General features: G+C 70.2%; 26 protein-coding genes and 1 pseudogene. 11 read left to right on the forward strand and 16 right to left on the reverse strand.

Annotated features, from left to right (window positions below; translation table 11 throughout):
- Positions 1–56 precede the first annotated feature (56 nt).
- On the forward strand, positions 57–1,376 hold the full coding sequence (locus ACIBG6_RS19105; RefSeq protein WP_399223746.1) for a hypothetical protein: 1,320 nt from the start codon (positions 57–59) through the stop codon (positions 1,374–1,376).
- Between the two features lie 39 nt (positions 1,377–1,415).
- On the opposite strand, the gene ACIBG6_RS19110 is transcribed toward ACIBG6_RS19105, so the two are convergent.
- The 3 genes from ACIBG6_RS19110 to ACIBG6_RS19120 form a co-directional block, all read right to left on the reverse strand.
- Positions 1,416–1,856: a hypothetical protein gene (locus tag ACIBG6_RS19110; RefSeq protein WP_399223747.1), complete on the reverse strand. Its 441-nt coding sequence runs from the start codon at positions 1,854–1,856 to the stop codon at positions 1,416–1,418.
- Positions 1,853–3,352, reverse strand: coding sequence for an APC family permease (locus tag ACIBG6_RS19115; RefSeq protein ID WP_399223748.1), 1,500 nt, complete (start codon positions 3,350–3,352; stop codon positions 1,853–1,855). Before ACIBG6_RS19115 ends, ACIBG6_RS19110 begins: the two co-directional genes overlap by 4 nt.
- A gap of 236 nt (positions 3,353–3,588) precedes the next feature.
- Positions 3,589–4,503, reverse strand: a complete 915-nt coding sequence (locus ACIBG6_RS19120) for a helix-turn-helix domain-containing protein (RefSeq protein ID WP_399224019.1) — start codon at positions 4,501–4,503, stop codon at positions 3,589–3,591.
- 153 nt (positions 4,504–4,656) lie between these two features.
- Between ACIBG6_RS19120 and ACIBG6_RS19125 the strand changes: the two genes are divergently transcribed.
- Positions 4,657–5,259, forward strand: coding sequence for an MBL fold metallo-hydrolase (locus ACIBG6_RS19125; protein ID WP_399223750.1), 603 nt, complete (start codon positions 4,657–4,659; stop codon positions 5,257–5,259).
- Positions 5,260–5,416: 157 nt separating this feature from the next.
- On the opposite strand, the gene ACIBG6_RS19130 is transcribed toward ACIBG6_RS19125, so the two are convergent.
- The 3 genes from ACIBG6_RS19130 to ACIBG6_RS19140 form a co-directional block, all read right to left on the reverse strand.
- Positions 5,417–5,620: an antitoxin gene (locus ACIBG6_RS19130; protein WP_399223751.1), complete on the reverse strand. Its 204-nt coding sequence runs from the start codon at positions 5,618–5,620 to the stop codon at positions 5,417–5,419.
- Between the two features lie 157 nt (positions 5,621–5,777).
- Entirely contained in the window at positions 5,778–6,479 is a 702-nt protein-coding gene (locus tag ACIBG6_RS19135) for a restriction endonuclease (RefSeq protein ID WP_399223752.1), read from the reverse strand.
- Positions 6,476–6,802: a hypothetical protein gene (locus ACIBG6_RS19140; protein WP_399223753.1), complete on the reverse strand. Its 327-nt coding sequence runs from the start codon at positions 6,800–6,802 to the stop codon at positions 6,476–6,478. The genes ACIBG6_RS19135 and ACIBG6_RS19140 overlap by 4 nt, the downstream gene beginning before the upstream one ends.
- Before the next feature lie 163 nt (positions 6,803–6,965).
- On the opposite strand from ACIBG6_RS19140, the gene ACIBG6_RS19145 reads away from it, so the two are divergent.
- Both ACIBG6_RS19145 and ACIBG6_RS19150 read left to right on the forward strand, forming a co-directional pair.
- The gene (locus ACIBG6_RS19145; RefSeq protein WP_399223754.1) at positions 6,966–7,247 is read left to right on the forward strand and encodes a hypothetical protein; all 282 of its coding nucleotides are present in this window, start codon (positions 6,966–6,968) and stop codon (positions 7,245–7,247) included.
- Between the two features lie 178 nt (positions 7,248–7,425).
- The gene (locus ACIBG6_RS19150) at positions 7,426–8,229 is read left to right on the forward strand and encodes a hypothetical protein (protein WP_399223755.1); all 804 of its coding nucleotides are present in this window, start codon (positions 7,426–7,428) and stop codon (positions 8,227–8,229) included.
- A 117-nt stretch (positions 8,230–8,346) separates the two neighbouring features.
- On the opposite strand, the gene ACIBG6_RS19155 is transcribed toward ACIBG6_RS19150, so the two are convergent.
- From ACIBG6_RS19155 to ACIBG6_RS19175, 5 genes and pseudogenes are all read right to left on the reverse strand, one after another.
- Positions 8,347–8,649, reverse strand: coding sequence for a hypothetical protein (locus tag ACIBG6_RS19155; RefSeq protein ID WP_399223756.1), 303 nt, complete (start codon positions 8,647–8,649; stop codon positions 8,347–8,349).
- Between the two features lie 224 nt (positions 8,650–8,873).
- Positions 8,874–10,072, reverse strand: a pseudogene (locus tag ACIBG6_RS19160) (PP2C family protein-serine/threonine phosphatase).
- A gap of 293 nt (positions 10,073–10,365) precedes the next feature.
- Complete coding sequence (locus tag ACIBG6_RS19165; protein ID WP_399223757.1) at positions 10,366–10,638, reverse strand: hypothetical protein; 273 nt, start codon at positions 10,636–10,638, stop codon at positions 10,366–10,368.
- A gap of 345 nt (positions 10,639–10,983) precedes the next feature.
- Positions 10,984–11,193, reverse strand: a complete 210-nt coding sequence (locus tag ACIBG6_RS19170) for a hypothetical protein (RefSeq protein WP_399223758.1) — start codon at positions 11,191–11,193, stop codon at positions 10,984–10,986.
- Between the two features lie 4 nt (positions 11,194–11,197).
- Positions 11,198–11,752 (reverse strand): DUF5994 family protein, encoded by a 555-nt coding sequence (locus ACIBG6_RS19175; RefSeq protein WP_399223760.1) that lies wholly within the window; start codon positions 11,750–11,752, stop codon positions 11,198–11,200.
- Between the two features lie 324 nt (positions 11,753–12,076).
- On the opposite strand from ACIBG6_RS19175, the gene ACIBG6_RS19180 reads away from it, so the two are divergent.
- On the forward strand, positions 12,077–12,571 hold the full coding sequence (locus tag ACIBG6_RS19180) for a DUF5994 family protein (protein WP_399223761.1): 495 nt from the start codon (positions 12,077–12,079) through the stop codon (positions 12,569–12,571).
- A gap of 173 nt (positions 12,572–12,744) precedes the next feature.
- Here ACIBG6_RS19180 and ACIBG6_RS19185 read toward each other — a convergent pair whose 3' ends face one another.
- Complete coding sequence (locus ACIBG6_RS19185; RefSeq protein ID WP_399223763.1) at positions 12,745–13,809, reverse strand: cobalamin-independent methionine synthase II family protein; 1,065 nt, start codon at positions 13,807–13,809, stop codon at positions 12,745–12,747.
- A gap of 1,279 nt (positions 13,810–15,088) precedes the next feature.
- Here ACIBG6_RS19185 and ACIBG6_RS19190 point away from each other — a divergent pair.
- Together ACIBG6_RS19190 and ACIBG6_RS19195 are read left to right on the forward strand one after the other, a co-directional pair.
- Positions 15,089–15,445: a PRC-barrel domain-containing protein gene (locus ACIBG6_RS19190; RefSeq protein ID WP_399223764.1), complete on the forward strand. Its 357-nt coding sequence runs from the start codon at positions 15,089–15,091 to the stop codon at positions 15,443–15,445.
- A 31-nt stretch (positions 15,446–15,476) separates the two neighbouring features.
- Positions 15,477–15,647 carry a hypothetical protein gene (locus ACIBG6_RS19195; protein WP_399223765.1) on the forward strand — a complete coding sequence of 57 codons (171 nt, stop codon included), beginning with the start codon at positions 15,477–15,479 and terminating at the stop codon, positions 15,645–15,647.
- A 150-nt stretch (positions 15,648–15,797) separates the two neighbouring features.
- Here the strand turns inward: ACIBG6_RS19195 and ACIBG6_RS19200 are convergent, their stop codons facing one another.
- The 3 genes from ACIBG6_RS19200 to ACIBG6_RS19210 all read right to left on the reverse strand — a co-directional run bounded on the left by ACIBG6_RS19200 (position 15,798) and on the right by ACIBG6_RS19210 (position 18,958).
- Positions 15,798–16,808 (reverse strand): HTTM domain-containing protein, encoded by a 1,011-nt coding sequence (locus ACIBG6_RS19200; protein ID WP_399224020.1) that lies wholly within the window; start codon positions 16,806–16,808, stop codon positions 15,798–15,800.
- 73 nt (positions 16,809–16,881) lie between these two features.
- Positions 16,882–17,586 (reverse strand): DUF5819 family protein, encoded by a 705-nt coding sequence (locus ACIBG6_RS19205; RefSeq protein ID WP_399223767.1) that lies wholly within the window; start codon positions 17,584–17,586, stop codon positions 16,882–16,884.
- 136 nt (positions 17,587–17,722) lie between these two features.
- Positions 17,723–18,958, reverse strand: coding sequence for an ice-binding family protein (locus ACIBG6_RS19210; protein WP_399223768.1), 1,236 nt, complete (start codon positions 18,956–18,958; stop codon positions 17,723–17,725).
- A gap of 439 nt (positions 18,959–19,397) precedes the next feature.
- Between ACIBG6_RS19210 and ACIBG6_RS19215 the strand changes: the two genes are divergently transcribed.
- Both ACIBG6_RS19215 and ACIBG6_RS19220 read left to right on the forward strand, forming a co-directional pair.
- On the forward strand, positions 19,398–19,607 hold the full coding sequence (locus ACIBG6_RS19215; RefSeq protein WP_399223769.1) for a hypothetical protein: 210 nt from the start codon (positions 19,398–19,400) through the stop codon (positions 19,605–19,607).
- Positions 19,608–19,741: 134 nt separating this feature from the next.
- A complete protein-coding gene (locus tag ACIBG6_RS19220; protein WP_399223770.1) occupies positions 19,742–20,302 on the forward strand; it encodes a GNAT family N-acetyltransferase in 561 nt (186 codons plus the stop codon).
- 173 nt (positions 20,303–20,475) lie between these two features.
- Here the strand turns inward: ACIBG6_RS19220 and ACIBG6_RS19225 are convergent, their stop codons facing one another.
- The gene (locus ACIBG6_RS19225) at positions 20,476–20,814 is read right to left on the reverse strand and encodes a MerR family transcriptional regulator (RefSeq protein WP_399223771.1); all 339 of its coding nucleotides are present in this window, start codon (positions 20,812–20,814) and stop codon (positions 20,476–20,478) included.
- Positions 20,815–21,824: 1,010 nt separating this feature from the next.
- Here ACIBG6_RS19225 and ACIBG6_RS19230 point away from each other — a divergent pair.
- Entirely contained in the window at positions 21,825–22,196 is a 372-nt protein-coding gene (locus ACIBG6_RS19230; protein WP_399223773.1) for a hypothetical protein, read from the forward strand.
- 321 nt (positions 22,197–22,517) lie between these two features.
- Positions 22,518–22,862 (forward strand): hypothetical protein, encoded by a 345-nt coding sequence (locus ACIBG6_RS19235; protein WP_399223774.1) that lies wholly within the window; start codon positions 22,518–22,520, stop codon positions 22,860–22,862.
- Positions 22,863–23,481: the final 619 nt, after the last annotated feature.

Consider the following 23,481-nt stretch of genomic DNA (forward strand, 5'->3'; position numbering starts at 1 on the left):
CGGAGAATTGCCCTGACTTGTCTCTCTATGCGCTGTCGCTGTGAGGAGTGGGTGCCGTGGACGCCAAGGACGTGGGTTCCGACGGTGAGGATCTCGCGGCGCTCCGGGCCCGGATCGCCGCCCTGGAGGCCAGTACGGCGGGGGCGGCCCGGCCGCCCCGCCATCGCCTCCGCTCGTTCTGTGCCGCCCTGCTCATCGTCATCGGCTGCGTCCTGGCACCCCTGGGCATCGTCGCCTCCTGGACGTCGGACATCGTCGGCGACACCGACCGGTACGTGCAGACGGTCGAGCCGCTCGCCTCCGACCCGGCCGTCCAGGCCGCCGTCGCGACCCGGGTGACCAACGTCGTCATGGAGCACATCGACCTGCAGTCGCTCCTGGAGGGAGTGGCGCCGGAGCAGCGGCCGCTCCTGGAGAAGGCCCTGGGCAAGCTGGGGGACTCCCTGGAGAGCGCGGTCGCCAGCTTCGTCCACGACCGGACGCAGGACGTGGTGGCCTCCTCGGCCTTCGCGACGATCTGGACCGACGCCAACCGGGCGATCCACACGTCCCTCGACCGGGCCCTGACCGGCAGTGACGAGGGCGCGGTGAAGATCGACACGGACAAGGTCACGATCGACCTGGCGCCCGTGATCGAGCGGGTGAAGGAGCGGCTCGTCGACTCGGGCCTGACGGTCGCGGGCAAGATCCCCGAGATCCACACGGACTTCACGGTGCTCCAGGCGGACGACATCGGCAAGGTGAAGACCGGTTTCTCCCTGCTCCAGGCGATGGGCGTGTGGCTGCCGGTGATCTCGGTGCTGCTGGTCGCCGGCGGGATCCTGCTCGCCGCGCGCAGGCGCCGCGCCCTGGTGGCGGGAGCCCTGGGCATCGCGGTGGCGGCCCTGGTCCTCGGCATCGCCCTCACCGTCTTCCGTACGGTCTATCTCAACGCCCTGCCGTCCGGGGTCTCCCCGGCCGCCGCCGGCGCCGTCTACGACACCCTGGTCCGCTACCTCCGCACCTCGGTACGGGTGTTCGTGACCCTGGGCGTGCTGGTCGCGGTCGCCGCCTGGATCTCGGGACCGAGCCGCCCGGCGACCCTCGCCCGTGGCCTGTGGGACTCGGGCATCTCCGCGACCCGCGCCACCGCCGACCACGCGGGCCTGCGGACGGGCCCGGTGGGGCCCTTCGTCCGCCGGTACCGCACCTGGATCACCTGGATCCTCGTCGGGGCGGCGGCCGCGGCCTGCGTCTTCTGGCCCCACCCCACGGGCTGGGTCGTGCTGGGGCTCGCGCTCGGTCTGCTCTTCGCGCTGGCGGTGGTGGCGTTCCTGGCGGAGCAGTCGCACGAGAACCACGACCCCCACGAGAAGGAGCCCCAGCCGGTGGCGTGAGGCTCCTTCGGGGGTCCGGCTCAGCGCCGTACGGCGGTGTCAGCGCCGTACGGTGTCGTCCGTCTGCAGGTCCTCCAGGGCCTCGTCGAACTCGTCGAGCTGGTCCGGGCAGTAGACCTTCAGCACGATCCGCTCGGCCTCGACGGCCTTCGAGTCGGAGATGACGGGCCGCTGGCCGGGGCCGGTGGCGCCGTTCGACTGGCGGATCTTCCAGAGCGCCGTCTCCAGGGCACTGCCCGGCGCCTCGCAGACCTGGCCGCCGTCCGTGCCGAGCACCCGCGCGATGGTGTCGGTGTCGGGGGGTGCGGAGTAGCCGGCCTCCAGCAGCTCGTCCTGGAGCTCGTCGGCCTTGGAGAGGGACTGGCTGTTCGTCCGGATGGCCGAGTACTGGATGAGGCCGGTGACGGTGAGGCCGACGAGGATCACGATCGCGCCCCAGTAGATCCACTTGTGCTCGGAGGCGTAACGGGTGGGGCTCATGACCGGTCTCCCTCGGTCGACGTGCCGGAGGCACCGGACGGGCCGGCCGCGGCCTCGGCCTCGGCGGTACGCCAGCTCGGCTTGCGGAACTTCAGGAAGGCCCAGGGGACGAGGAACCCGAGGACGACCAGGCCGCTGCCGATGAAGAGGGCGTACGCCCAGACGCTGCCGCCGCCGAACTGGGACGGCGGGACGAAGCCGATGGCGAGCGCGGCGAGCGAGGAGAGCAGGCCGACCGTGCAGATCAGCCCGAGGGCGGGTGCCCGGTAGCCGCGCGGATGGTCGGGATGGGTCTTCCGCAGCCGCATCGCGGCGGCGAACATCAGCAGGTAGACGATGAGATAGACCTGCGTGGTGATGGTGGAGAAGATCCAGTAGACGCTCGACACGTTGGGGATGAGCGCGTACATCAGGGCGATGACCGAGGTCACGACGCCCTGGGTGACCAGGATGTTCTGCTGGACGCCGAACTTGTTGAGCTTCTGCAGGAACGGCGGCAGGTAGCCCTCGCTGCGGGAGATCTCCAGGAGGCCCTTGGACGGGCCGGCGAGCCAGGTCAGCATGCCGGCCAGCGACGCGGAGATCAGCATGACGGCGGCGATCGGCGTCATCCAGCCGATGTCGAAGTACGAGAAGAAGGCGTCGAAGGCCTGCATCACGCCTGCGGTGAGGCTGAGTTGGTCGGCGGGGACGACCCAGCTGATCGCGAGCGCCGGCAGGATGAAGATCAGCAGCACCAGGCACACGGCCAGGAACATCGACTTCGGGTACTCCTTCCCCGGGTTCTTCAGAGAGGAGACGTGGACGGCGTTCATCTCCATGCCGGAGTACGAGAGGAAGTTGTTGACGATCAGGACGAGGCTCGCGAGGCCCGTCCACTGCGGAAGCAGGTGGTCGGCGTTCATGGGGGCCGCGGACGGGTTGCCCTGTCCCAGGAAGACCATGCCGAGGACGACGAGGATCGTGCCCGGCACGAGCGTCCCGATGACCAGGCCCCAACTGGACAGTCCCGCGAGGGCCTTCGTCCCGCGTGAGGAGACCCAGACGCCGGTCCAGTACAGGACCATGATGACGATCGCGGTGTAGACGCCGTTGGAGGCCAGGGACGGATCGATCACGTACGCGATCGTGGAGGCCACGAAGGCCAGCAGGCTCGGGTAGTAGAAGATCGTCATCGCGAACTGGCACCAGACCGCGAGGAATCCGAGCGGCTTGGACAGCCCTTCGGAGACCCAGCGGTAGACGCCGCCGTTCCACCCGGAGGCGAGCTCCGCGGAGACCAGCGCCGTCGGCAGCAGGAACACGATGGCCGGGACGAGGTAGAGGAAGACGCACGCCAGTCCGTAGACCGCCATGGTGGGTGCGGCCCGCAGGCTCGCCACCGACGCGGTCGTCATCAGGGCGAGCGTCACCCAGGTCATGGTGGACGGCGCGGCCACTCGGGCCGCCGCCGCCCGTGGTCGGGGCACTTCGGCCGGGGTGTCGAGGCTGCTCATGGGCCCTCCCATAGGTCACACGATCACCCCAGGCTCGATCGGTGGATGGGGCGCGGCAACCGGTCGCACCCGTACGGGCTAGGGGTGTCCGTGCTCCTCGGCGTGTCGGCCTTCAGCCGTGCTTCGAGCGCGTCGAGGAGAGCTCCGAGCCCGTACGCGAAGGTGTCGTCGGGAGCGTCGGCGTAACCGGTGGTCCGGCTGGTCCGGGTGGTCCCGTCGGCCCCGTCCGACCGACCTCAGACGGTGGGTGTACGGGTGAAGGAACGGCGGTACGAGCGGGGCGGGACGCCCCGGCGACGGACGAACTGGGCGCGGAGCACGGCCGCGCTGCCGAAGCCGACCGCGTGGGCGATCTCCTCGACCGGCAGGTCCGTGGTCTCCAGGAGTTCCTCGGCGCGGCTGAGGCGCAGCCCGAGCAGCCAGGCATGCGGGGTGGTGCCCGTGGAGGCGGCGAAACGGCGGGCGAAGGAGCGGCGGCTCATCAGGGCCCGGCGGGCCAGCTCGGCGACGGGGAGCGGTTCGTGGAGATGCTCGCGGGCCCAGGCGAGGACGCCGGAGAGCCGCTCGTCCTGGCTGTCCTCGGGTACGGGGGTGGTCAGGTACTGGGCCTGGCCGCCGTCCCGGTGGGAGGGGAGCACCAGGTCCCGGGCGATGGCGTTGGCCGTGGTGGCACCGTACTCGCGCCGCAGGAGGTGCAGGCACAGGTCGAAGCCGGCGGCGGCGCCCGCGCCCGTGGCGACGCTGCCCTCGTCCACGTACAGGGCGTCGGGGTCGACGGTGACGTCCGGGTGGCGTTCGGCCAGGAGGCCGGCGAACCGCCAGTGGGTGGTGGCCCGCCGCCCGTCGAGGAGCCCGGCGGCGGCGAGCGCGAAGGCGCCGACGCAGTGGGCCGCGACGAGCGCGCCGCGCCCGTGGGCGGCGGTCAGCGCGTCGAGGACGGCGGGGGCCGGGGGCGTACGGAAGTCGGCCCAGGGCAGGGCGATGACGAGGTCGGCCGAGGCGAGCCGGTCCAGGCCGTGCTCGACGAAGAGCGGCAGGCCGACATCGGTGCGGACCCGGCCGGGCCGGTCGGTGCACAGGGCGAAGTCGAAGCGCGGCAGGCCCTGTCCGCGGAAGTCGAACACCTCGGAGACGATCCCGGCGCCGAGCATGCCGACGCCGGGCGGAGCGTAGGCGGCGACGGTCACGAAGGGCGGCACCCCAGGAGTGTGGCACGACCCGTCCCGACCGGCTGGCACGATTCACGCGATCAGTGGCAGTACGGCCACTCGTGAAGGTCCCGCCGAACGCGAAGACTTGAGCCCATGAACACCAACGACGAAGCACTGCGCGGCCGCACCGCCCGCTACACGGTCCTGACCACCGGCTACACCCTCTCCACGGGCCCCGGGGTCGCCGCCACCGTCTCCTACGTGCACGACGGCGACCGGCACGTGATCGTCGACCCCGGCATGGTGGCCGGCCGCGACCGGATCCTCGCCCCGCTGGCCGAACTGGGCCTCGGACCCGACGACATCACCGACGTCGTGCTCAGCCACCACCACCCGGACAACACCATGAACGTCGGCCTCTTCGGCCAGGCCCGCGTCCACGACCACAAGGCGATCTACGAGAACGACCAGTGGACCGACCGGGATGCCGAGGGCTACGAACTCACCCCGTCGCTCCGGCTGATCCGCACGCCCGGCCACAGCCGCGAGGACATCACGCTCCTCGCCGGCACCGACACCGAGGTCGTCGCCTTCGTGGGCGACCTCTGGTGGCGGCCGAACGGCCCGGTGGACGACCCGGTCGCCCCGGACCACACGATCCTGCGCGACTCCCGGCTCCGGGTGCTCGCCGCCGCGGACGTCATCGTCCCCGGCCACGGCCCGGCCTTCCCGGCGGACGACACGGCGCCGCGCTGACCCGTCGGATCGGAACGCCCGAGGCCCCGGGGGACTACCCCCGGGGCCTCGTCGGTCGTTCGGGCGGAGGGCTGCTCCTGAGCGGGCTGCTCCTGGGAGGGTCTCCTGGGAGGGTCTCCTGGGAGGGCTGCACCTGAGAAGGCTGCTCCTGGGAGGGCTACTGCTCCCTGGTCGGTGGCTGCGGCGGCTGCTGCTGCTGCGTACCCAGCTGTTCGTCGATCTTCTGCTGGGCCGTATCGACCTGGCTCTGGTACTTGTTGCCGGTCTTGGCGTCGACGGCGTCGCCCGCCTTCTCGACACCCTGGCGTGCGGTGTCCTCATGGCCCTTGAGCATGCCCTTGAGCTTGTCGAGCATGGACATTGCGTGTCCTCCTCATGAAAAGCCGACGCACCCAGCATCGCGGCCAGGCGGAATTTCCGCATCCGGAAACTCCGTGCCCGGAGCCTTGCCATCGACCGAGCAGCTCGCACTGCGGACGGGATGAGGCCGCCCTCACACCCGCCCTACGCGACCGAGGTCAGGAGAGCGAAGTGGGTCTACGCGGCGGGGGCACGGCCCGCAGCAGCTCCCACAGCGGGGTGGAGCCGGCGGCCCATCGGGCGAGGAGCTTGCGGTCGACCAGATGGAGGCGCTGGGACGCGGCGAAATCGAGGGCGGGGGCGGAGAAGCGGCCGTTGGTCAGCATGACGAGGACGTCTCCGCCGTGGATCTGACGCCCTGTGCCGTTCAGGACCTGGAGATCGGGAGTGCCCACGGCCGAGCCGCTCGTACCCGCCTTGCGGTGCTTGCACTGGATCACCCAGCGCCGCCCGAAGGGGTCGGTGGCCTTCACGTCGGCTCCGTTGTCGCCGCGTCCGCCGACCTGCTGGGCGTCCTGGCAGCCGTCCCGGCGCATCAAGTCCCGTACCGCGTACTCGAACTGGGTGTAGTGCAGTCCGTCGAGGTGCTCCACGGCGTACCGCAGGCTCTGCGCCCGTACGCGCTCCCACCGCGCGGCCTCCTGCCGCCGGTACAGCCACCAGCCGCCGATCCCCGCCGCGACGAGCACCACCAGAAGCACGACCCACGGATGGGCGGCCAGCCACGACACCACCGCCGTGATCACGCTCACGGCCACCAGCGCGACCGCTCCGAACGCCCACAGTTCGACCGGAACGGCACCCTTGCGGCGGCGCGGCCTGCGGCCACCGGTCCGGCGCCGGACCGGACGGCGGCTCATCGACCGCTCCCCGAGTGGGGGAAGACGATCGGATAGGAGACGGTCGGCGTGGGGCGGACCACGGGCTTGTCCCAGCCGGGCCACTTGATCGGGTAGACCACCGTGGACTGCGGCTGCGGTAACCCGTGTTGCCCCGGCTGGGTGGCCGCACCGGTGGCGGCGCCGGTGGCCGCACCGGTGGTCATGTCGCCGCCGCCGAAGAGGAACACCCCCGCCACGATCAGCCCCGCGATCGCGGTCTGGCGACGGGCCCCTGCCGGGAGGCGTGTGTGCCTCCTGACCACAGTCCCGTCGGACTTCACGTACGCGTCGATCACGGGCACAGGCGGGTCCCCCTCGTCAGTCGCGTCGCGCCTCCCTGCGCGACCGGCTCATGAAAGCACCCAGCACTGACAACCTGTCATATGGATATCGCTGACTGTGATCACTTTGCGCCATCCGTGCACGCGACGGTCCCGGTCGCGTCGTACATCGATCGGAGTAGTCGTGTACTCCGCTGTCGCAGGCGCGGATGACGCGTCGGGGACGATGCTGGTGACCGTCGGGCTCCTCGCGGTCGCGGCCGGGTCGGCGGCCGTGGCCGTCCGGACAGTCGGCGGCGGGGGACGGGGCGGGTGGCTGCTGCGCGTCTGGGCCGGATGCGTACTGGTCGCCGCTGCCTTCCGGCCGACCCGCCGGGCAGGCCTGCGCGACCGAGTGCAACTGGTCATCACCGCCTACGAACACGGCCTGGTCACCACCACGCGCACGCGCACCGACGGCCGATGACGGGCATCGCACCCGCGCCGTGAGCCGGTGCCACGCGTGCTCCCGCTGGAGCAAGGGGATCCCCCGTGCGGGGTCGAACGAACGTTTCCGCTGTTCCGGTCACGTCACCGGCGGGCAATGATCGCGGCGCCCACCCGTACCGGGAACCCCTCAAGCCGTCCATCGGAGGCGTCCGCCCGTGGTCCTCGTCATCGTCGTCGCCGTACTGGCCCTGCTCGCCGGCCTCGCCGCCAACCGCTACCTGAGGCCACGCCTTCTCCACGAGGACGACGACACGGGCATGGCGGTGAAGGACCTGGTCGGGCCCCTGCTGACGCTGACCGTCCTGCTGCTGGCCTTCGTCCTGGTCACGGCCAACGGGTCCTACGGCAAGGCCGAGGTCGCCTCGCGCGGCGAGGCCCGGGCACTGGACCAGCTCGTGGAGACCGCCGAGTACGCGCCCGAGGCCCAGCGTTCCCGAATCCAGGCCGACGCCGTCTGCTACGCACGCGCCGTCCGCACCCAGGAATGGCCGGCCATGGCCGACGGCAAGGGCTCCGCCGCACCGAGCGTGTGGTCGACGGACTTCCGGCAGACCTTCAGGACCCTGGAGGGCAAGCCGGCCTTCGGCATGCTGATCGCCGCCGACAACAAGCGCTCCGACGAACGGGAGGAGCGCCTCACCCAGGCCACCGCCAGCATCCCCAGCGCCATCCTCTGGTTCCTGCTCGCCACCCTGGCCATCACCGTGGTGGCCCTCGGCATCTGCCTGCCCCGCAGGAACAACCGCGGCCAACTGATCACGCTCGTCGTGATCACCGCGTTGCTGACGACGGCGCTGTGCATCATCCGGGACGTCGACCGCCCCTTCGGCGGCATCATCGACGTACAGCCGACGGCGATCACCGAGGCCGAACGCCAGGCGACCCGAGACTTCACAAAGAACCACCCGGCCTCAGAACTCCCCTGCGACGCCCAGGGCAACCGCCTACCGACCGCCTGAGGACCCGGGCCGATAGGGACTCAGATCGCCATCCGGCTGACCCACCGCGCCCGCCGCGGTGGGTCAGGAGTGCTGCGTGAGGAAGCCGTGGATGGCGGGCGCGTCGCTCCGCGACGTTCAGGCGGCGCCGCCGGCGTCCGGGGCGATGAAGCGACGGTAGAGGGGGGCGAACGTCACCTGGGGCTCGGTCGTGATGCCCAGTTCCCCCTTGACCACGGGTGCGACCCTGTCGGCGATGAACCGCGTGAAGTGGTCCTCCGTCTCCCAGACGTCGGCCACGTGGAAGGCGTCGTCGACGAACCAGCCCATGTGCATCACGAACCCGTCCGGAGCGTCGTCTTCCCAGCCCACCCGGGCACGAGCCGCGTCGTACACCTCTGGCGTCATCTCGGGCCACACGAAGGTCATCACGACTGCCATGGGAGTTCCTCTCCATTGCCTTGGTGCGCCGCAGCCGTGCGGCACGGCAGTACGACGCTAGGCAGGTCAGACCGGCCGGGCACATCGGAGCAGCCATTCGGAGCAGGTCGCCTCGCGGCAGGGAGGGCCGGCGCGGCGCCATGCGGAGGTGTACGCCTCGACCCTGATCGCCCTCCAGGTAAACGCGGGTACGCCCGCCACCTGATCCGACGCGGTTCAGGTGGTCATCCGCGCCATTCGACCAGGAGGAGCGTGGCGTCGTCCGTGGTGGCTTCGCCGCGGGCCGCTTGAGCGTGTGGGACAGGTCCCGTGCCACCGTGCGGACGCCGCGGTCCGTCTCCTGCAGCCGGTTCACCAGGTCGATCAGCTGGTCCTCGCCGAACTGCTCCTGCCCGCTCTGGTGTTCCTCGATCAGGCCGTCGGTGAAGCACAGGACCCGGTCTCCCGGATCCAGTGACAGCTCGCTGACCTGTGGCTCCGATCCTCCGAAGCCGACGGGGAGGGTCGTCGGGCTGTCCAGCCGGTGTACGACGCGGTGCCCGCGGATCAGCAGGGGGGCGGGGTGTCCTGCGTTGACCCACTGGAGGTTCCCGGTGGTCGTGTCCAGCCGCATCATCTGCGCGGTCACGAAGTGGTCGGGGGCGAACTGGTCGGCGACGGCCCGGTCCATGAAGGCGTAGATCTCGGACAGCTCGATGCTGGTCCGGCGAGCGTGGCGGTAGGCGCCGATGGCCACGGTGGCCATCGTGGCCGCGCTCAACCCGTGGCCCATCGCGTCGATCATGGCGAGGTGGAGGGTGTCCCCGTTGTAGGCGTAGTCGAAGCTGTCGCCCGCCACGTCGTAGGCGGGCTCCAGGACCCCGGCGACCGCGACGCGCGGCATCACCATGGCCAGGGGTGGCAGCAGGGACCACTGGCCCTCCGCGGCGACGCTCATCGGCTCGGTGCGCCGGGTGCGGGAGAACAGGTCGGTGTAGCCGTTCTTGGTCACCATCATGTCGGCCACCAGACCGGCGATCCTGCGGAGGATGCGGCGGTCGTCGTCGTCGACCCGATCCAGGGTTACGGACAGGACCCCCGCCGGATCGCCGCCGTGCAGCAGCGGCAGGTGGACCCGTACACCGTCGGGCCGGACGAGCTCGACAGGGCTTGAGTCGAGGAAGCACCGGCCCACTACGGAGCTGTCGATGGGCTGCGGATCGCCGGCCGCCAGGCCCTCGCCGGGCAAGGGGACCAGCTGCTGCTGTCCGTAGTCCTGGAGCAGGATCTGCGGGTCGCGGGCCCCCAGCCGGGCCACCGCGTCGGCGACGTGCGGTGCGACCAGATGGGGTGGCAGCTCGTGTGCGCGGTCCAGGAACACACCCAGGAGCTTCTCCCCGAAGCTCTCGGAGCGGTCCGGGTCCCCACGCTGTCCGGCTGCCATCCAGTTACCTCCAACCGGGCGGCGGGCCGGCGATGTGGCCCTCGTACGATGCCGGCGCACGTGGTAGCTCGATTGGGCGGCAACCCTTCTCCTGCCCGGTGCTCGCACGCGGCTTCCCGGTGCTGTCGCCGTCCTTCGCCGAGACGGTCCTGGCGGCGGGCCGTACCGCTACGCGCCTTCAGGATGCTCCTCGGCGGCCGGGTGCGCCACACGGGTTTCCGCACGTGCCGACGGCCGCGCCGAGGGCGGCCGGCTCCCAGCGCGGGCGAGGGCGGCCGGCTCCCGGCCGGAGCTCAGCCGCGTTCTTCCTCTTCGGCTTCCATCCGCCTGATGCCCTGGTGGGTCAGGGAGACCATCGCGGGTGTGTTGCCCGGTTCCCAGTCGACGGTGATCAGGCCCTCGCCGGCCAGGTAGGTACAGGCCGCCGCCAGGTCGTCCTCCGGGATGCGCAGGTCGTTCCGCAGCGTTCGACCAGGGACTCCGAGAAGGCGGTTGCCCTCGGTGGCTTCGTAGAGGGCGGTCAGGACCCGTTCGCGGTAGCCCTGCCGCTCGTGGAGAGTCGCCATGACCGAGTCCTTTCATGCGTAGGGGTCCGGGTTGCTCCTCAGACCTCGTCCCCGTGGGTGCCGGCGCCGGTGGGCGGCCTGCTTGCGGTCAGCCACGACCGTGCGGGTCCGGCAGCGGAATCCGTGTCGACGGTGAGGTGGAGCCGGGTGCCGCCGTCGGGGGTGGAGGCGACGATGCGGATCTACGTGTGTCCGGCCGAGGGCAGGATCGCGGTGTCGCCGGGGTACAAGGTGCGTGGCCCCTTCATGGGCGAGTCATGGGCGAGCGAGAGGTCGGCGGGTGGGTTGTCCCGGGTGTCGGGTGCCCCACCCGCGGCCTTCGGTCGGAGGAGTGGTCTGAGGTGGTCACGGCCAGGTACCCGTGCTCCTGTGGCTGGAGGCTTGCCCTGTCCGCGTGTGGGGGCTGTGACCGGGTGGCCGGGCGATGGCCGGGTAGGGGTCGCTGAAGTGGTGGGCCGCGATGCGTGCGTCGTGCTGGGTGTTGAGTCGATGGATCAGGCGCATGCCGAGCGTGATCAGCAGGGCGACTGCCGCGAGCGCGATCAAGGTCTCCATGACGTCACCTCCGCGGGGTCCCGCGGAGCGGGATCATCCGCGCGCCGACGACCGGGTGCCGGAGGGGCGGCGGGTCGGACCCGCCGTCGGTCGCCGAGGCGGCCTCGCTGCTGCGGGCGTCCCGCATACGGCGGCCGGTCGCGGTTTCGTCGGACATCAGGACACCGGCGGTGAGGATGCTGCCGGGGACGGCGGCGGCGGTCATGAGCCGGGCGGCTGCGGCGGGTTCGGTCTCGGGCGGAATCACCAGCAGGTCGCAGCGGCCGACGGAGTAGGAGAGCAGGATCATCTTGTCGGGGTCCTGTTCGGTGAACCAGCCCACGTGCAGGGTGTGCCCGGTGACGGGAACCTTCTGCGGGACGACGGGCCAGCGGGTGGGGTTCACCGCGACGCGCGTGATGCGTCCGAAGCGGCCCTCCAGCGCGTCGATCAGTGGTGGAAGCTCGGCTTCGAGGTCGCGTGACTCAGGCCACCAAGCGCCGTCCAACTGGCCGACGAGGGTGGTCTCAGGTGTCAGCGACAGGCGCGCCGACATGAGGGGAGCGGCGACGGTGGTCATGATCGCGGACCCGTCTCCGGGCCGTCCTGCAGGGCGGCCCAGTGTCTTGATCGCCGGAAACGACGTCCGCGTGGGAGCGGGTGCTCGACTTACTCCCGGTACCTTCAGCCTACTCCGCGCTGTGGACGGACGAGCGGTTCTGACCAGGCGGTTTCCGACCAAGAACACCGCCCGCCGATGCTCGCGGGCGTGATCGCGGGCGCCCGGAGTACCGATCGCGGGCGCCCGGAGTACCGATCGCGGGCGCCCGGAGTACCGTGAGACCACGGCGGTTTCTCGTCGGCTTCGAGGTGTCGGCGGCCCCGCGCAGGCAGGCGGACCACCATGGCCGAATCTGACACACCCACCCCTCGGAAGCTCCTCCCGGACGAGATCCACCGAGCGGTGAGGCCCGGAACGGCCCTGCTGAGGCTGGAGACGACGCACTCCCGCGAAGGCGTCCTCGACGGCGCCTGGTGGCCCCGCTCCCGGGACGTCGCGACCGAGCTGCCCGCCCTGATCCAAGCGCTCACCGGACACCTCGGCCCCATCACGAGGGTCGGCCTGGACACCGATGCCTGGGGCGAGGTCCCGACGCGCCTTGTCATCGACGATCAGGTCGTCCGTCTGGACTCGTATCCCGTCGGTGACGACACCGTCCTCATCACCCGTGGCGACAACGACCACTTCGCCCTGCTGGTGGTCCCGCCGCACACCACGGCGGATGCGGCCCGCGCGGCGATGGCCCGTGCGGTCGACGCCGGCAACGTCACCCAGGCCGCCGAGATCCTTGTCGCCACGCTTCCCGAACCAACGGCGGACCACCGGGAGTCGGGATGATCCAGATGGCGGACATCCGTGAGTGGCGGACCTACGACGTGGTGGACACGCGGGGCCGCAGGATCGGTGAGGAGGCGTGCGGTGTTCTCCCCGTGGAGGCCGACATCCGGCGGGCGCCCTGCGCCAACCGACCGGGGCCGGCCGCCCCAGGAGGGGGCGGTCGGCCCTTCCCGTCAGAAGCCGAGGGCTTGGGAAGCCATGGCGGTCCCCCTCACGCGAGCCTCGATCTTGGCGAAGGCGAGGTCACGTGAGGTGGAGGTGTCGTCGGCGAAGGGCGAGAATCCGCAGTCGTCACAGGTGCCCAGCTGGTCGACCGGGATGTATCGGGCGGCGAGCAGTACGCGATCGCGTACCTCTTCCGGCGTCTCGACGGTGGTGCCGATCGGATCCGTCACGCCGACGAACACGCGGATCTCGGGACGCAGTCGGTCGGCAATGATCTTGAGTACGCGCTCGGGGTCGGACTCGCTCGCCAGCTGGACGTAGAAGTTGCCGGCCTTCAGTCGGAAGAGCCTCGGCAGCAGGTCCGCGTAGTCCACGTCCAGGCTGTGCGTGGAGTCGTGGTCCCCTCCCGGGCAGGTGTGCACCCCGATGCGAGCCCGGTCCTCCTCGCCGAACCGGCCGAGCACCTCGTTGTTGAGCGCGATGAAGTCGTCGAGCAGGCCGCCTGACGGGTCCAGCTTGAGGGACAGCCGCCCTTCGGTGAAGTCCAGTTGCACGCTGTGGGCGCCGGCCTCCAGGCAGCCGCGGATGTCGGCCTCGGCCTCGTCGGCGAGGTCGCTCAGGAAGGTCTCACGGGGATAGCCGGCGATGGGGGCGGCCGGGTAGAGCAGGCTGAGGGCGGACGGCGCGATGACCGCCTGCTTGACCGGGCGGTCGGTGTGGCGCAGGGCGTCGCGCAGGTAGGTCTCCGCGCGGACCTTGTAGCGGAACGGCCCCGAGGTCAGGCGGGGCAGCTGTCGGGTGTGGCCGTCGGCGAAGGGGATGACGGCGCCGTCCGGGGCGAGGGTGGTGAGCCCTGCGAGGGGGTAGGTGAGGAAGCTGGGCTTTGCCTGTTCCCCGTCCACCAGGACGTTGCAGCCCAGCGTTTCCAGCCGGCTGAGGGTGTCGGCCGTGGCCTGTTCCTGGAGGCGCGTCAGTTCCGCTTCGGACAGGCGCCCCGCGGCGTGTTCGGAGAGGGCCTCCTGCAGGGCGCGGGGCCGGGGGATGCTGCCGATCGACTCGGTGGGGATGCTCATGGGCCGGACCCTAGAAAGCGCCACAGGCCCGGGCAAGGAGGCGTGGACCGCGTGTACCGGTCCGCGCCCCGCCCGAACCGCGGCAGCGTTCCGGGGGTGAGCGGGATCGCCGCAGGTCACCGTTGATCGGCGGAGTGACGGATGGGCAGCCGTCCGGAACAGGGGCCGCTGTTCAGCCAGAGGGATTGGCTGATGACAGTTCACTGAATCGGCGCGCCCTACGGCGTCGCGTTGACCGGACGGGACCCGTCAGGAAGGAATCGAAACCGCGCCCATAAGCTTGGGAGTCACCCGGCACTTGAGTCGGTACATGCCTGCTGACCTGAGAAAACGTCTGCCTTACGCCTGCCGGGCGCCGGCCTGGCCTCGTACTGGACACCTCCCAGGTCACCTTCTGTGACTCCGGCTTCCTCGCCGCGGTCGACTGGTGGCCCCGGCACGGACGACGCCTCAGGCTCGCGAACCGCTCCCGTGCCGTACGGTGGCTCCTGGCCGCGGCTGCCCCGGTAGGACGGCGCCCGGCGCGTGGTGGCTCACTGCCGGTGGCGGGGGGCGTGATGGTGTTCGTCGCACCCGCCTGTGGGCCGGAACAGCGGAGGTCCCCGGAACTGGGTCACCTCTGACGGGCGGCGCCATGAAGCCGCCCGCGCGGGCGGCAGGGCGGCGGTCGTCACGACTGGCTTTGGTCGTCACAACGGCCCCAGCGCATTCACTCCGCCGAGGCCGCCCTTCCGGATCGTCACACGTGAGAGTGCTCGATCCACGTCCCATTGTACGACGGCGGGCCGGGCCGGCAGGGAGAGATCGGGCCGGCGGGCAGTCCGGCTCAGCCGCCTTCCTCCTCCGGGATGCGCAGGTCGTTCCGGTGCCGCTCAGACGTCGTCGACGTTTGTGCCCGTGCGCGTGGACGGTCTGCTGGTGGTGAGCCGGGAGAGCACCGCCGGCCGATGGCCGAGTACGCCCGGCTGTCGGCCGCGGGCATGACCACGGGCACGACCACGGGCACGACCACGGGCACGCGGAGTACCGTGAGATCACGGTGGTATCTCGTCGGCCATGAGGTGTCGGCGGGCCCGCACAGGCAGGCGGAACACCATGGCCGAATACGACAGCCCCAGCACCTCGGAAGCTCCTTCCGGACGAGATTCACCGAGCGGTGAGGCCCGGCACGGCTCAGCTCCGGCTGCAGACGACGCACACCCGCGAGGGCGTCCTCGACGGCGCGTGGTGGCACCGTTCCCGGGAGGTCGCGACCGATGACGGACCACCAGGAGTCGACATGATCCAGATGGCGGACATCCGTGAGTGGCGAACCCACGACGTGGTGGACACGCGGGGCCACAGAATCGGTGAGCTGGAGGCGGTCTACGTCGACACCAGCACCGACGAGCCGGCCATGGCCACGGTCCGCGTCGGCCTGCCCACCCGACACCGTCTGGTGTTCGTTCCCCTGGACGGTGCGACGGTCGGGCCGGGCTACGTGCAGGTCGTCCATGACAAGGCGCTGGTGAAGCGGTGTCCTTCGGTCGGTACCGACGACGTACTTCCCGCCGAGGAGGAGGAGGCGGTCTTCCGGCACTACGACCTCCCCTACCAGACCGGGGCGAACGGTGAACGGCAGCTGGCCCGTCGCTGACCCCCCCCAACCGACCGAGGGGGCAGCCCTCATGACGCTCTTCCTGGCCCTGATCATCATCGCGATCGTGCTGGGCATCATCGGTGCCACCGCCGACGGACTGCTCTTCCTGCTGATCATCGGCATCGTGCTGTTCGTGGCGGACCTCGTCTACATCACCCTGCGCATGCGTCGCTCCGCCCACCGCCGCCCGGTCCGGTGACCCGACGCGCCAGGCGAGCCGGCTCCGTGGCGGCGGTGGCTGTCGGCTCAATCGAGGATGGTGAGACGGTCGGCGTCGCCGCCGCGCCACTCGATGAGGAAGATGGTCGCGCCGTCGCTGGTGACGCCGCCGCGTTCCCGTTTCAGGGATTCAGCCGGCCGGACCGGGCTGCGTCGGCACGAGTGCGGGTTCTCTCCGGGCCGGATCCCGTGTCTTCCCGACGCCGGGTGGCCGGGCACTTCGCGGCCACAGGTGCCCCAAGGACCGGTAGAAGCGATCCGGCAGGAACACGGCATCCGCGACGATCATGACGCCGGAGAAGAGCGGCAGTCCCAGGAGGAGCGCGATCCCCAGGTGTAGCCCCAACAGCATCGTCAGCACGGGGTACTTGAGCCTGCCGAACAGGACGAACGGGAAGGCGACCTGGAGCAGCACCGTCAGGTAGCCGGCGATGGCCATCGCGATCGCGTGCTCGTCGAGCAGGTGGGACAGCGCGGGCCACGGCCGGAACAGTTCGAGGTTCAGCACGTAGTGGAGGGCGGTCCCGTTGCCCCAGGAGCCGCCCTGCACCTTGTACAGGCCCGCGGATCCGTAGAGGAAGCAGACCTGGGCGGCGATGACGAACATGCCGCAGTTGTGCAGCACGGTGCCCACGGTCCGGCGGAAATCGTGGAACCGCTGCCCGAGCCGACCGCGTTCCGCCGCCGGAGCCGCCTTCCTGCGTGCGTCCAGGGACCAGCGGCGCCCGCACGCGGTGAAGACGAGGTACACGGACATGAGGAGGATGAGGTTGTCGCCCCCGTCCGTCATGAAGATCGCCCGGGCGTGGAACGACGCCACTACGACCGCGAACAGTACGGACACGGCCCTGGTCCGCCAGCCCAGCGTGAAGAGCACGGACGTGACGAGAGCGGCCCCGTAGCAGACCTCGAAGTACGCGCGGCTGTCGGACAGGGTGAGGATGCTGACCCACCCGGTCTCGTCGAAGAGCTGTTGCGCCAGCGCGGGTGTCCACGGCGAACCGGGACCCCAGATCTCGTCGCGGTGCGGGAACTCGCGCAACAGGAAGACGAGGTAGAGGAGCCCGTACCCGATGCGCAGGACCGCCGCGGCGTACAGGGACACCGGCCGCTCGATCAGCAGCGCGAGGAGCGTGCCCATGCGGTCGAGCACGCGCTGCTCCGTGGGGCGGGTGGGCGCGGCTGCCGGTGCCGGCGCCGGTGCCGGTGCCGGCTCAGTCTGTTCCATGGGGGGCCACCTTCCACCAGGGCAGGTAACGGGTCTCGAGAGGCGTGGCGCCGGTCGTGGCCGGGGGGATGACGCCCACGGTGTTCGGGGCTGCGACGGGGAGCGTGACCACTCGCAGCTGGATGGAGTCGAAAGAGCCCCGTCGGTGGGCGGCGACGCGATCCACCGCGATGTTGCGCAGGTACGTCCGCATCATCACAGCCCGCTCCGAATGTGGCTCGTCGTCACTGCCGAACGCTTCGAGGTAGGAACTCCAGGCCCGGCGCAGCGTGTTCTGCGCCGTGTGGCTCGGGAAGGGGTTGTGCTTGACGGCGGAGTGGTCCAGGGCGCTCAGGTCGAACCAGCCGCTCACCTCCACGGTGCCGTCGGGTGCCGTCCGCGCGGTCCTCGCGGAGATCTGCCGGTTCACCGACTCCGGATCAGGGGCGAACAGCCGCCAGTTCTGCTCGAAGAGGGGATGGATCCATGCGTTGATCGGCCGGCTGTACAGCTGCGAGACCGGGTTGGGCGGCGCCACGTGCAGGAACACCAGGAGGACATGGATCAGCGCCGTTGCCAGACATACGACGACGGCGGCCGCGGTTCCCGCCTTCAGTGGGCCGGGAGGGCCGGGCTCATCCCCGTACGCGTGCGGCCCGCCGCCCCTGCCCTCGGCGGCCGGCCCGGCTTCGGAGGGCTCCGGTTCCTTCACGTCCGCTGACTGGACACCACCCAGCACGGCCCCACCCGGCTTTCCTGTCGCGACTGCTCATGCTTTCGTTCCGTTCCGTTCCGTCCGGCTCGCGCGAGGCGGGTTGACTGCCCCGGCAGCCAACCCGCGTGGAGACTTACGCGCGCCCGTCGTGCCCGTCGTGCTCGCCAGGTCCGTGGTGCCCGTCGTGCTCGCCAGGTCCGTGGTGCCCGTCGTGCCCGCCAGGTCCGTCGTGCCCGTCGTGTTCGCCGTGACCGGGCTTGCCGGGCTTACCGGGCTTGCCGGGCGCCTCGTGACCGGGGAGGCCCGGGAAGTCATGGCCGGGCTTTCCGGGCGGCTTGGGGATGCCGCCCCCCGAGGTGCCACCGAGCGTTCCGCCCGTGATCGGGCCCGCGGTGCCGCCCGTGGTGCCACTCGTCGTGGTGCCCGCGACGAGGCCGCCCGTCGCTCCACCCAGCACGCCGCCGAGCACACCGCCGCTGGTCGTCGCGCCGCCGACCACACCGCCCAGAAGGCCTCCCGAGGTGGTGCCACCGGTCGCTGTGCCACCGGTCGCCGTACCACCCGTGGTGCCGGCGATCAGACCGCCTGTGACCAGACCGCCCGTGGCCCCGCCGATGAGGCCTCCGGCACACGTCCCACGGTTGATCGTGTTGGTGTCCATCGTCACCGCGCCGTTTCGGGCCAGCGCCCGGCCGCGGATGTCCGCACCCGTGGTCAGAGTGATGGAGGTCAGGGCCATGATGGTGCCCACGAAGTTGGTCTCGGTGCCGAGGGTGGCCGAACTCCCGACCTGCCAGAACACGTTGCAGGGGGAGGCGCCGTTGATGAGGGACACGTTGCTGGAGCTCGCCGTCGTCAGACCCGAACCGACCTGAAACACCCACACGGCGTTGGGGTTGTTCTGGGCGTCCAGGGTGAGCGTGCCGGTGAGTCCGAGAGTGGAGGGGGCGGTGTACACACCCGGGACCAGCGTCAGTCCCCCGGCGTCCGCGGGAAGGACCGCGTCCGTGGCCTGGCCGGCGGCGTTGTTGTAGGCCACGACCAGGTCGCTCTTGGCATCGAGGCCCACTTGGTCGACGGGCCCTGAATGCCGGGAGCCGAACACGACGCCGGGCGGGAATCCGCTGACGGCCGTCCCCGGACTCACTCCGAGGTCGCCGGTGATCACCGAGGGGCCGGTGTTGGTGATCTCCGAACCGGCCAGCACGGCAAAGCTGGCGGCCGTTCCCAGAGGTACGGGTGTGGCGATCGCGTTCGCCGGGGTCGGGGTCACCGCGATCACGGCAGAGGCGATCACCGTCGCGAGAGCCGTCGCGATCCAGAGGGGCTTCGTGCGCCGTAGCGCCGCGCCAGAGATATTCAGCGTCATCGAGGGGCCAACTCCTGTGAGTGGATGGTGGCGTAATTGACGGTCTCGGTCACATGGGACCGTCTCTCTGTCGCTGGCATATTACGCAGAAATTTGCACGGTCCTGGGGATTCGCGTGGGCGGTTTCTTTGCCGTTCATCATTCGCGTCGGCGGAAAATCGCACAAAGAACGAATGAAGCCGATGGGCCTTGTGGGGGAAATAGGCATTCTTATGTGCGCGCGGCCTGCGCTACGAGAATTCGCGAGGCGGCGACGGAGACGAACCGGTTGCGACCAGGCGCGACAGGGCACGAAGACGGATCCAACTGCCCCTGGGCCGTGGCACTCTGCCGGCTGGGCGCCCCCGGCAACGCGCTGCGCTTATGGCCGTGCTGGACGAGTCGGTGCTGCGGCGCGTCGTGGGCAGCGGCGAGAGTTCGCCGGCGCCACCATGCGAGCGTGGTGTATGTGGAGCGGTTCACCAGCGACCTCTATGTGGAGAAACGATTTGACGTGCTGCTCTACGGCGATATGCACGCGCATTTACAGGCTCGGGCGCTGAGCTCGGACGGCATCCGGCAGCTCATTGCCGAAGCCATCAAGGCGTACGTCGTCGGCCGGAATGCCTCCGGCACGATGTCGCCCAGGTCGTCCGCGGTCGCCAGGTAGGTCGAGGCCGTCCCATGGGCCCGCGGACATGGGCTTGGTCGAGTGATCCGAGGTCCTCGCGGCATGAACACCACCGTCTGTCGGCGGCCGGAAAATCAGTGGCAGGCCCGGTCCGCCCCGGTGACGATCGCGGCATGCCCCACTTCCTGGAGACCGACCGGCTCGTCCTGCGCGCGTTCACGGCGGCCGACGTCGACCATCTGCTCGCCCTGGACAATGACCCCGAGGTCATGCGCTTCATCAACGGCGGACGCCCCACAAGCCGGGAGGTGATCGAGACGAGAACCCTCCCGCGGCTCCTGCACGACTACCCGTGCTGGAGGACCCGGGGCTACTGGGCCGCGCAGGAGAAGCCCACCGGCACCTTCTTGGGCTGGTTCGAGTTCCGGCCCCTGGAGGAGGACAGCCCTGCCGTGGTCGAACTCGGCTACCGCCTGAACCAGGCGGCATGGGGACGCGGTTACGCCACCGAAGGGTCCCGGGCCCTGGTCCACAAGGGATTCACGGACCTTGACGTCGAGCGGGTCACCGCCAACACCATGGCCGTCAACACCCGCTCCCGTCGCGTCATGGAAAAGTCGGGCCTGTCCTTCATCCGGAACTTCACCGGGGACTGGCCGGAGCAGATCGAGGGCTCCGAGCACGGTGAAGTCGAGTACGAACTCTCCCGGACCGAGTGGGAGCAGTCTCGATAGGCGTCAACGGCCTGATGTGCAACTCCCGGCATGCACTCTCCGGCCGGCGCCTACCAGGCCACTCGCAGTGCCGATATGGGGGTGGACCTCGCGCGGGCATCTGCTCGTGAGCAATCCTCCGCCGAGCCCTCGGGTCGCACCCGTCGATCGATGCCGACGGCGGGCGAACTCACTCAAGCCGAGTCCGGTGGCGTGTCGGACGTGGCGGCGCGGCGGTATTCGGCGTTGATGCGCTGCGCCTCTTCGAGCTGGTCTTCGAGAATGATGATGCGGCAGGCGGCCTCGATGGGGGTGCCCTGGTCGACGAGTTCGCGGGCGCGGGCGGCGATGCGCAGTTGGTAGCGGGAGTAGCGGCGGTGGCCGCCCTCCGAGCGCAGCGGGGTGATGAGGCGGGCCTCGCCGATGGCGCGGAGGAAGCCCTGTGTGGTGCCGAGCATCTCGGCGGCCCTGCCCATCGTGTAGGCGGGGTAGTCGTCGTCGTCGAGACGGCCGTACGAGTCATCTGCTGTCATTTGCACCCCTCTGGGAAACGCGTGGAGGGGCCCTGGTGCCGTACTGGCACCAGGGCCCCGAAGGAACTACTACACCACCTGCCGGCCCTGATACTGCGCCGGCGTTCTGTGTCCGCGTACCCGACCTGACTGCTGTCGGGGGCGCGGGGATCGCGGTTGCTTGACCGGAGACCACCTCACTATCGATGTCCTGCGGTACCCGGGCTCACGACTTCCGCCCGGGCGATCCTGATGGCGTCGGGTTCCTCCGTTCTTCCTCGGTGATCAACTACGTACTGCTGGTACTGCCGGTGATGCGAACTGCTCAGTGGCCTGTGACAGCGCCACCCTTCGGCAGCCAGCCCCGTCGCCCGTCCTGCGTCTTCTCTGGCTTGGAACCCCACTGCCGAACTTCCCGATGCGCGCGTCCGCAGCCGACGCCTTCACCAGGGGTACCGCTCACTCTTCACTGCTGGGTACTGCGCACTGCACTCGCGGGTACCGCACCTGCCATGACAGCGGTCCCGCTCGCGGCGGCCCCTGATCACTGCGGGCCACCCGGTCCGGCCGTCAGTCCCGTCGCCGTCCTGCAACAACCCTGGCTTCGAAACTCCACCACCGCACCGTCCTGCGAACTGCAACTACCTGTACTGCTGGTACCGCTTGCCGGCAGTTCGTCTCTGCCAGGCCCTGCTGTCTCTCTGGGCTACGAGAGAAACCATAACCAGGCCGCCACCCAATGTCTACTCCGGCCGACATAGATTTCTGTGTGTCCGGTGGATAGGTAATCGACCTCGAACAGTGAAGCGACGGCAATGAGGTACTGGTCACGCAAGCTGGGCTCGGAGTCCCGCTGCGGTCTGGTGGCCGGTTCGCGAGGCGTCGCCGCCGGTGTCGAGCGAGCCGCGAGGTGGCCGTCGCGCAGCGGTCCTCGCCGGTTGGTTCATCGCTCTTGTGACGAGATGCCGTAGGGGACATTCGAGTGGAGTACGTCGTGCGCCGCAACCGCCTCCGCTCTGCTTGCAGTCGTCATGCGCAGTGGCACGACGACCGAGGAGGCATTCGTGACTGGTTTTCAGGCTTTCACCACCGGCACCGTGGCGCTGCGGGATCTCGACCCGTACCGCTTTCCTGCCGCGCTCGTCGACGATCTGCCGGAGCAGACGCCGACGGTCTGCGGCGTCCTGGAGCCCGGCGACCACCTTCTGCCCGCGCCGGAGCCGACGAGCCGCCCGTCCGCTCGTCTCGAGCCGGCCGACCGTCGGCGCCTGGAGCTGCATGCCGCTCTCACCACCGCGGGTATCGCGCCCCTGCCGGGCGACATGGATGCCATCGAGGCCCTGTGCCGGCTGGGCGACACCACCCATGTCGCGCTGCGGCGATGGATCAGCCACGCCATGTGACCCTCGTGGGGCTGGGTGTGCTGTGGGGCATGGGCCCGCGTCTGCCGGAGGCGGGGGCGAAGCCCGCCGTCGAGGGGCTCGCCGCCGTATCCAGGGAATCTGGCGGCACCTGTCAGATCACAAGAATCGGCTGGCTGAATCCGCCACGCCCCGCCTCCCTACCCCTACAGCTGCCGGTCCTAGAGAGTCGGGTACTTCGTCGGCCGATCAGGGATGGGGTGGCATATGACTGGCGCGATGAGGTCGGCTCGGTGGCTGGCGTCGTCCTGTGATGACCCGGCCGGGTGCCTGCGTGAGTGGCGAGTCGGCCCACGGGGTGTCGTGCTCTTGCCTGCGGGGCGGATGTGGGACGCGCTCGCGGTCCCGGAGATACTGGGACGCAGCCTGCTGGCCGCCATCGCCCGCTCGGGACAGTCGGGGAGCGGCCCGGTGCTCGGTGACAGCAAGCGTCAGGAACTCGTGCTCCTGATGACTCCCGGCACTCCTCCTCCCACGGGGCTGGACCGGGCCGCCCGGTATCTGACGAGCGGGGCGTGGCTGGCCGTTCCGGACCCCGACCGGCAGGCGACGGGGCTGGCCTGGCTCGTCGCACCCGACGGGCGCGGAACCCTGTTCTCCCCGACGGACGTGTACCCCCTCCTTCCTCAACACCCCTCAGTGAAGTGAAGGAACGGGCGAGGAAATGGTGCGGCCGTGCATTCTCCAGGCTCTGGAAGCCGTCGCGGACGCCCAGCCCCCGGCACACGTCCGCTCGCACCGGCTACTTCTCCGCGCTGCTGCGCCGTCTGGCATGGGGCGCATCCCACGACGTCTACCGGCTGAGAGGACAGCCCCATGAGACGTCAGCCGATGAAGGCTCCCAGACAGAGAGCAGGCCGGGTTGGCGGCCGCAACCGTAGACGCCGTGCCCGGGGCGACGAGAGTCCGAAGCGTCCCCGCCCGCCACCACGCCTCGGACCCGAACGGCCGCCTGACCACTCACGGTGGATAAGGTCCGGGCTGGAGCCGACGCCCCGTTACGGCACTTATGGCACGCGAATGGCACGCGCCCCGAGAGGTCTGGACAACACACAGCCCCAGGCCTCTGGCCTGGGGCTTCGCTATGGAGCGGATGACGGGAATCGAACCCGCGCTACAAGCTTGGGAATCACCGTCGCCCGGCGGGGCTATCCTGCCTCTGACCTGCGCTTCTCGCCTCGCGCCACCTCGATCCTCAACGCGGGGGAGACCGGCTCTGAGACGCGATTGAGCCAAACGGTCCGTTCGTCTATCGATCACCCTCGGC

This window comes from Streptomyces sp. NPDC050842, assembly GCF_044456565.1.
Classification (GTDB): domain Bacteria; phylum Actinomycetota; class Actinomycetes; order Streptomycetales; family Streptomycetaceae; genus Streptomyces.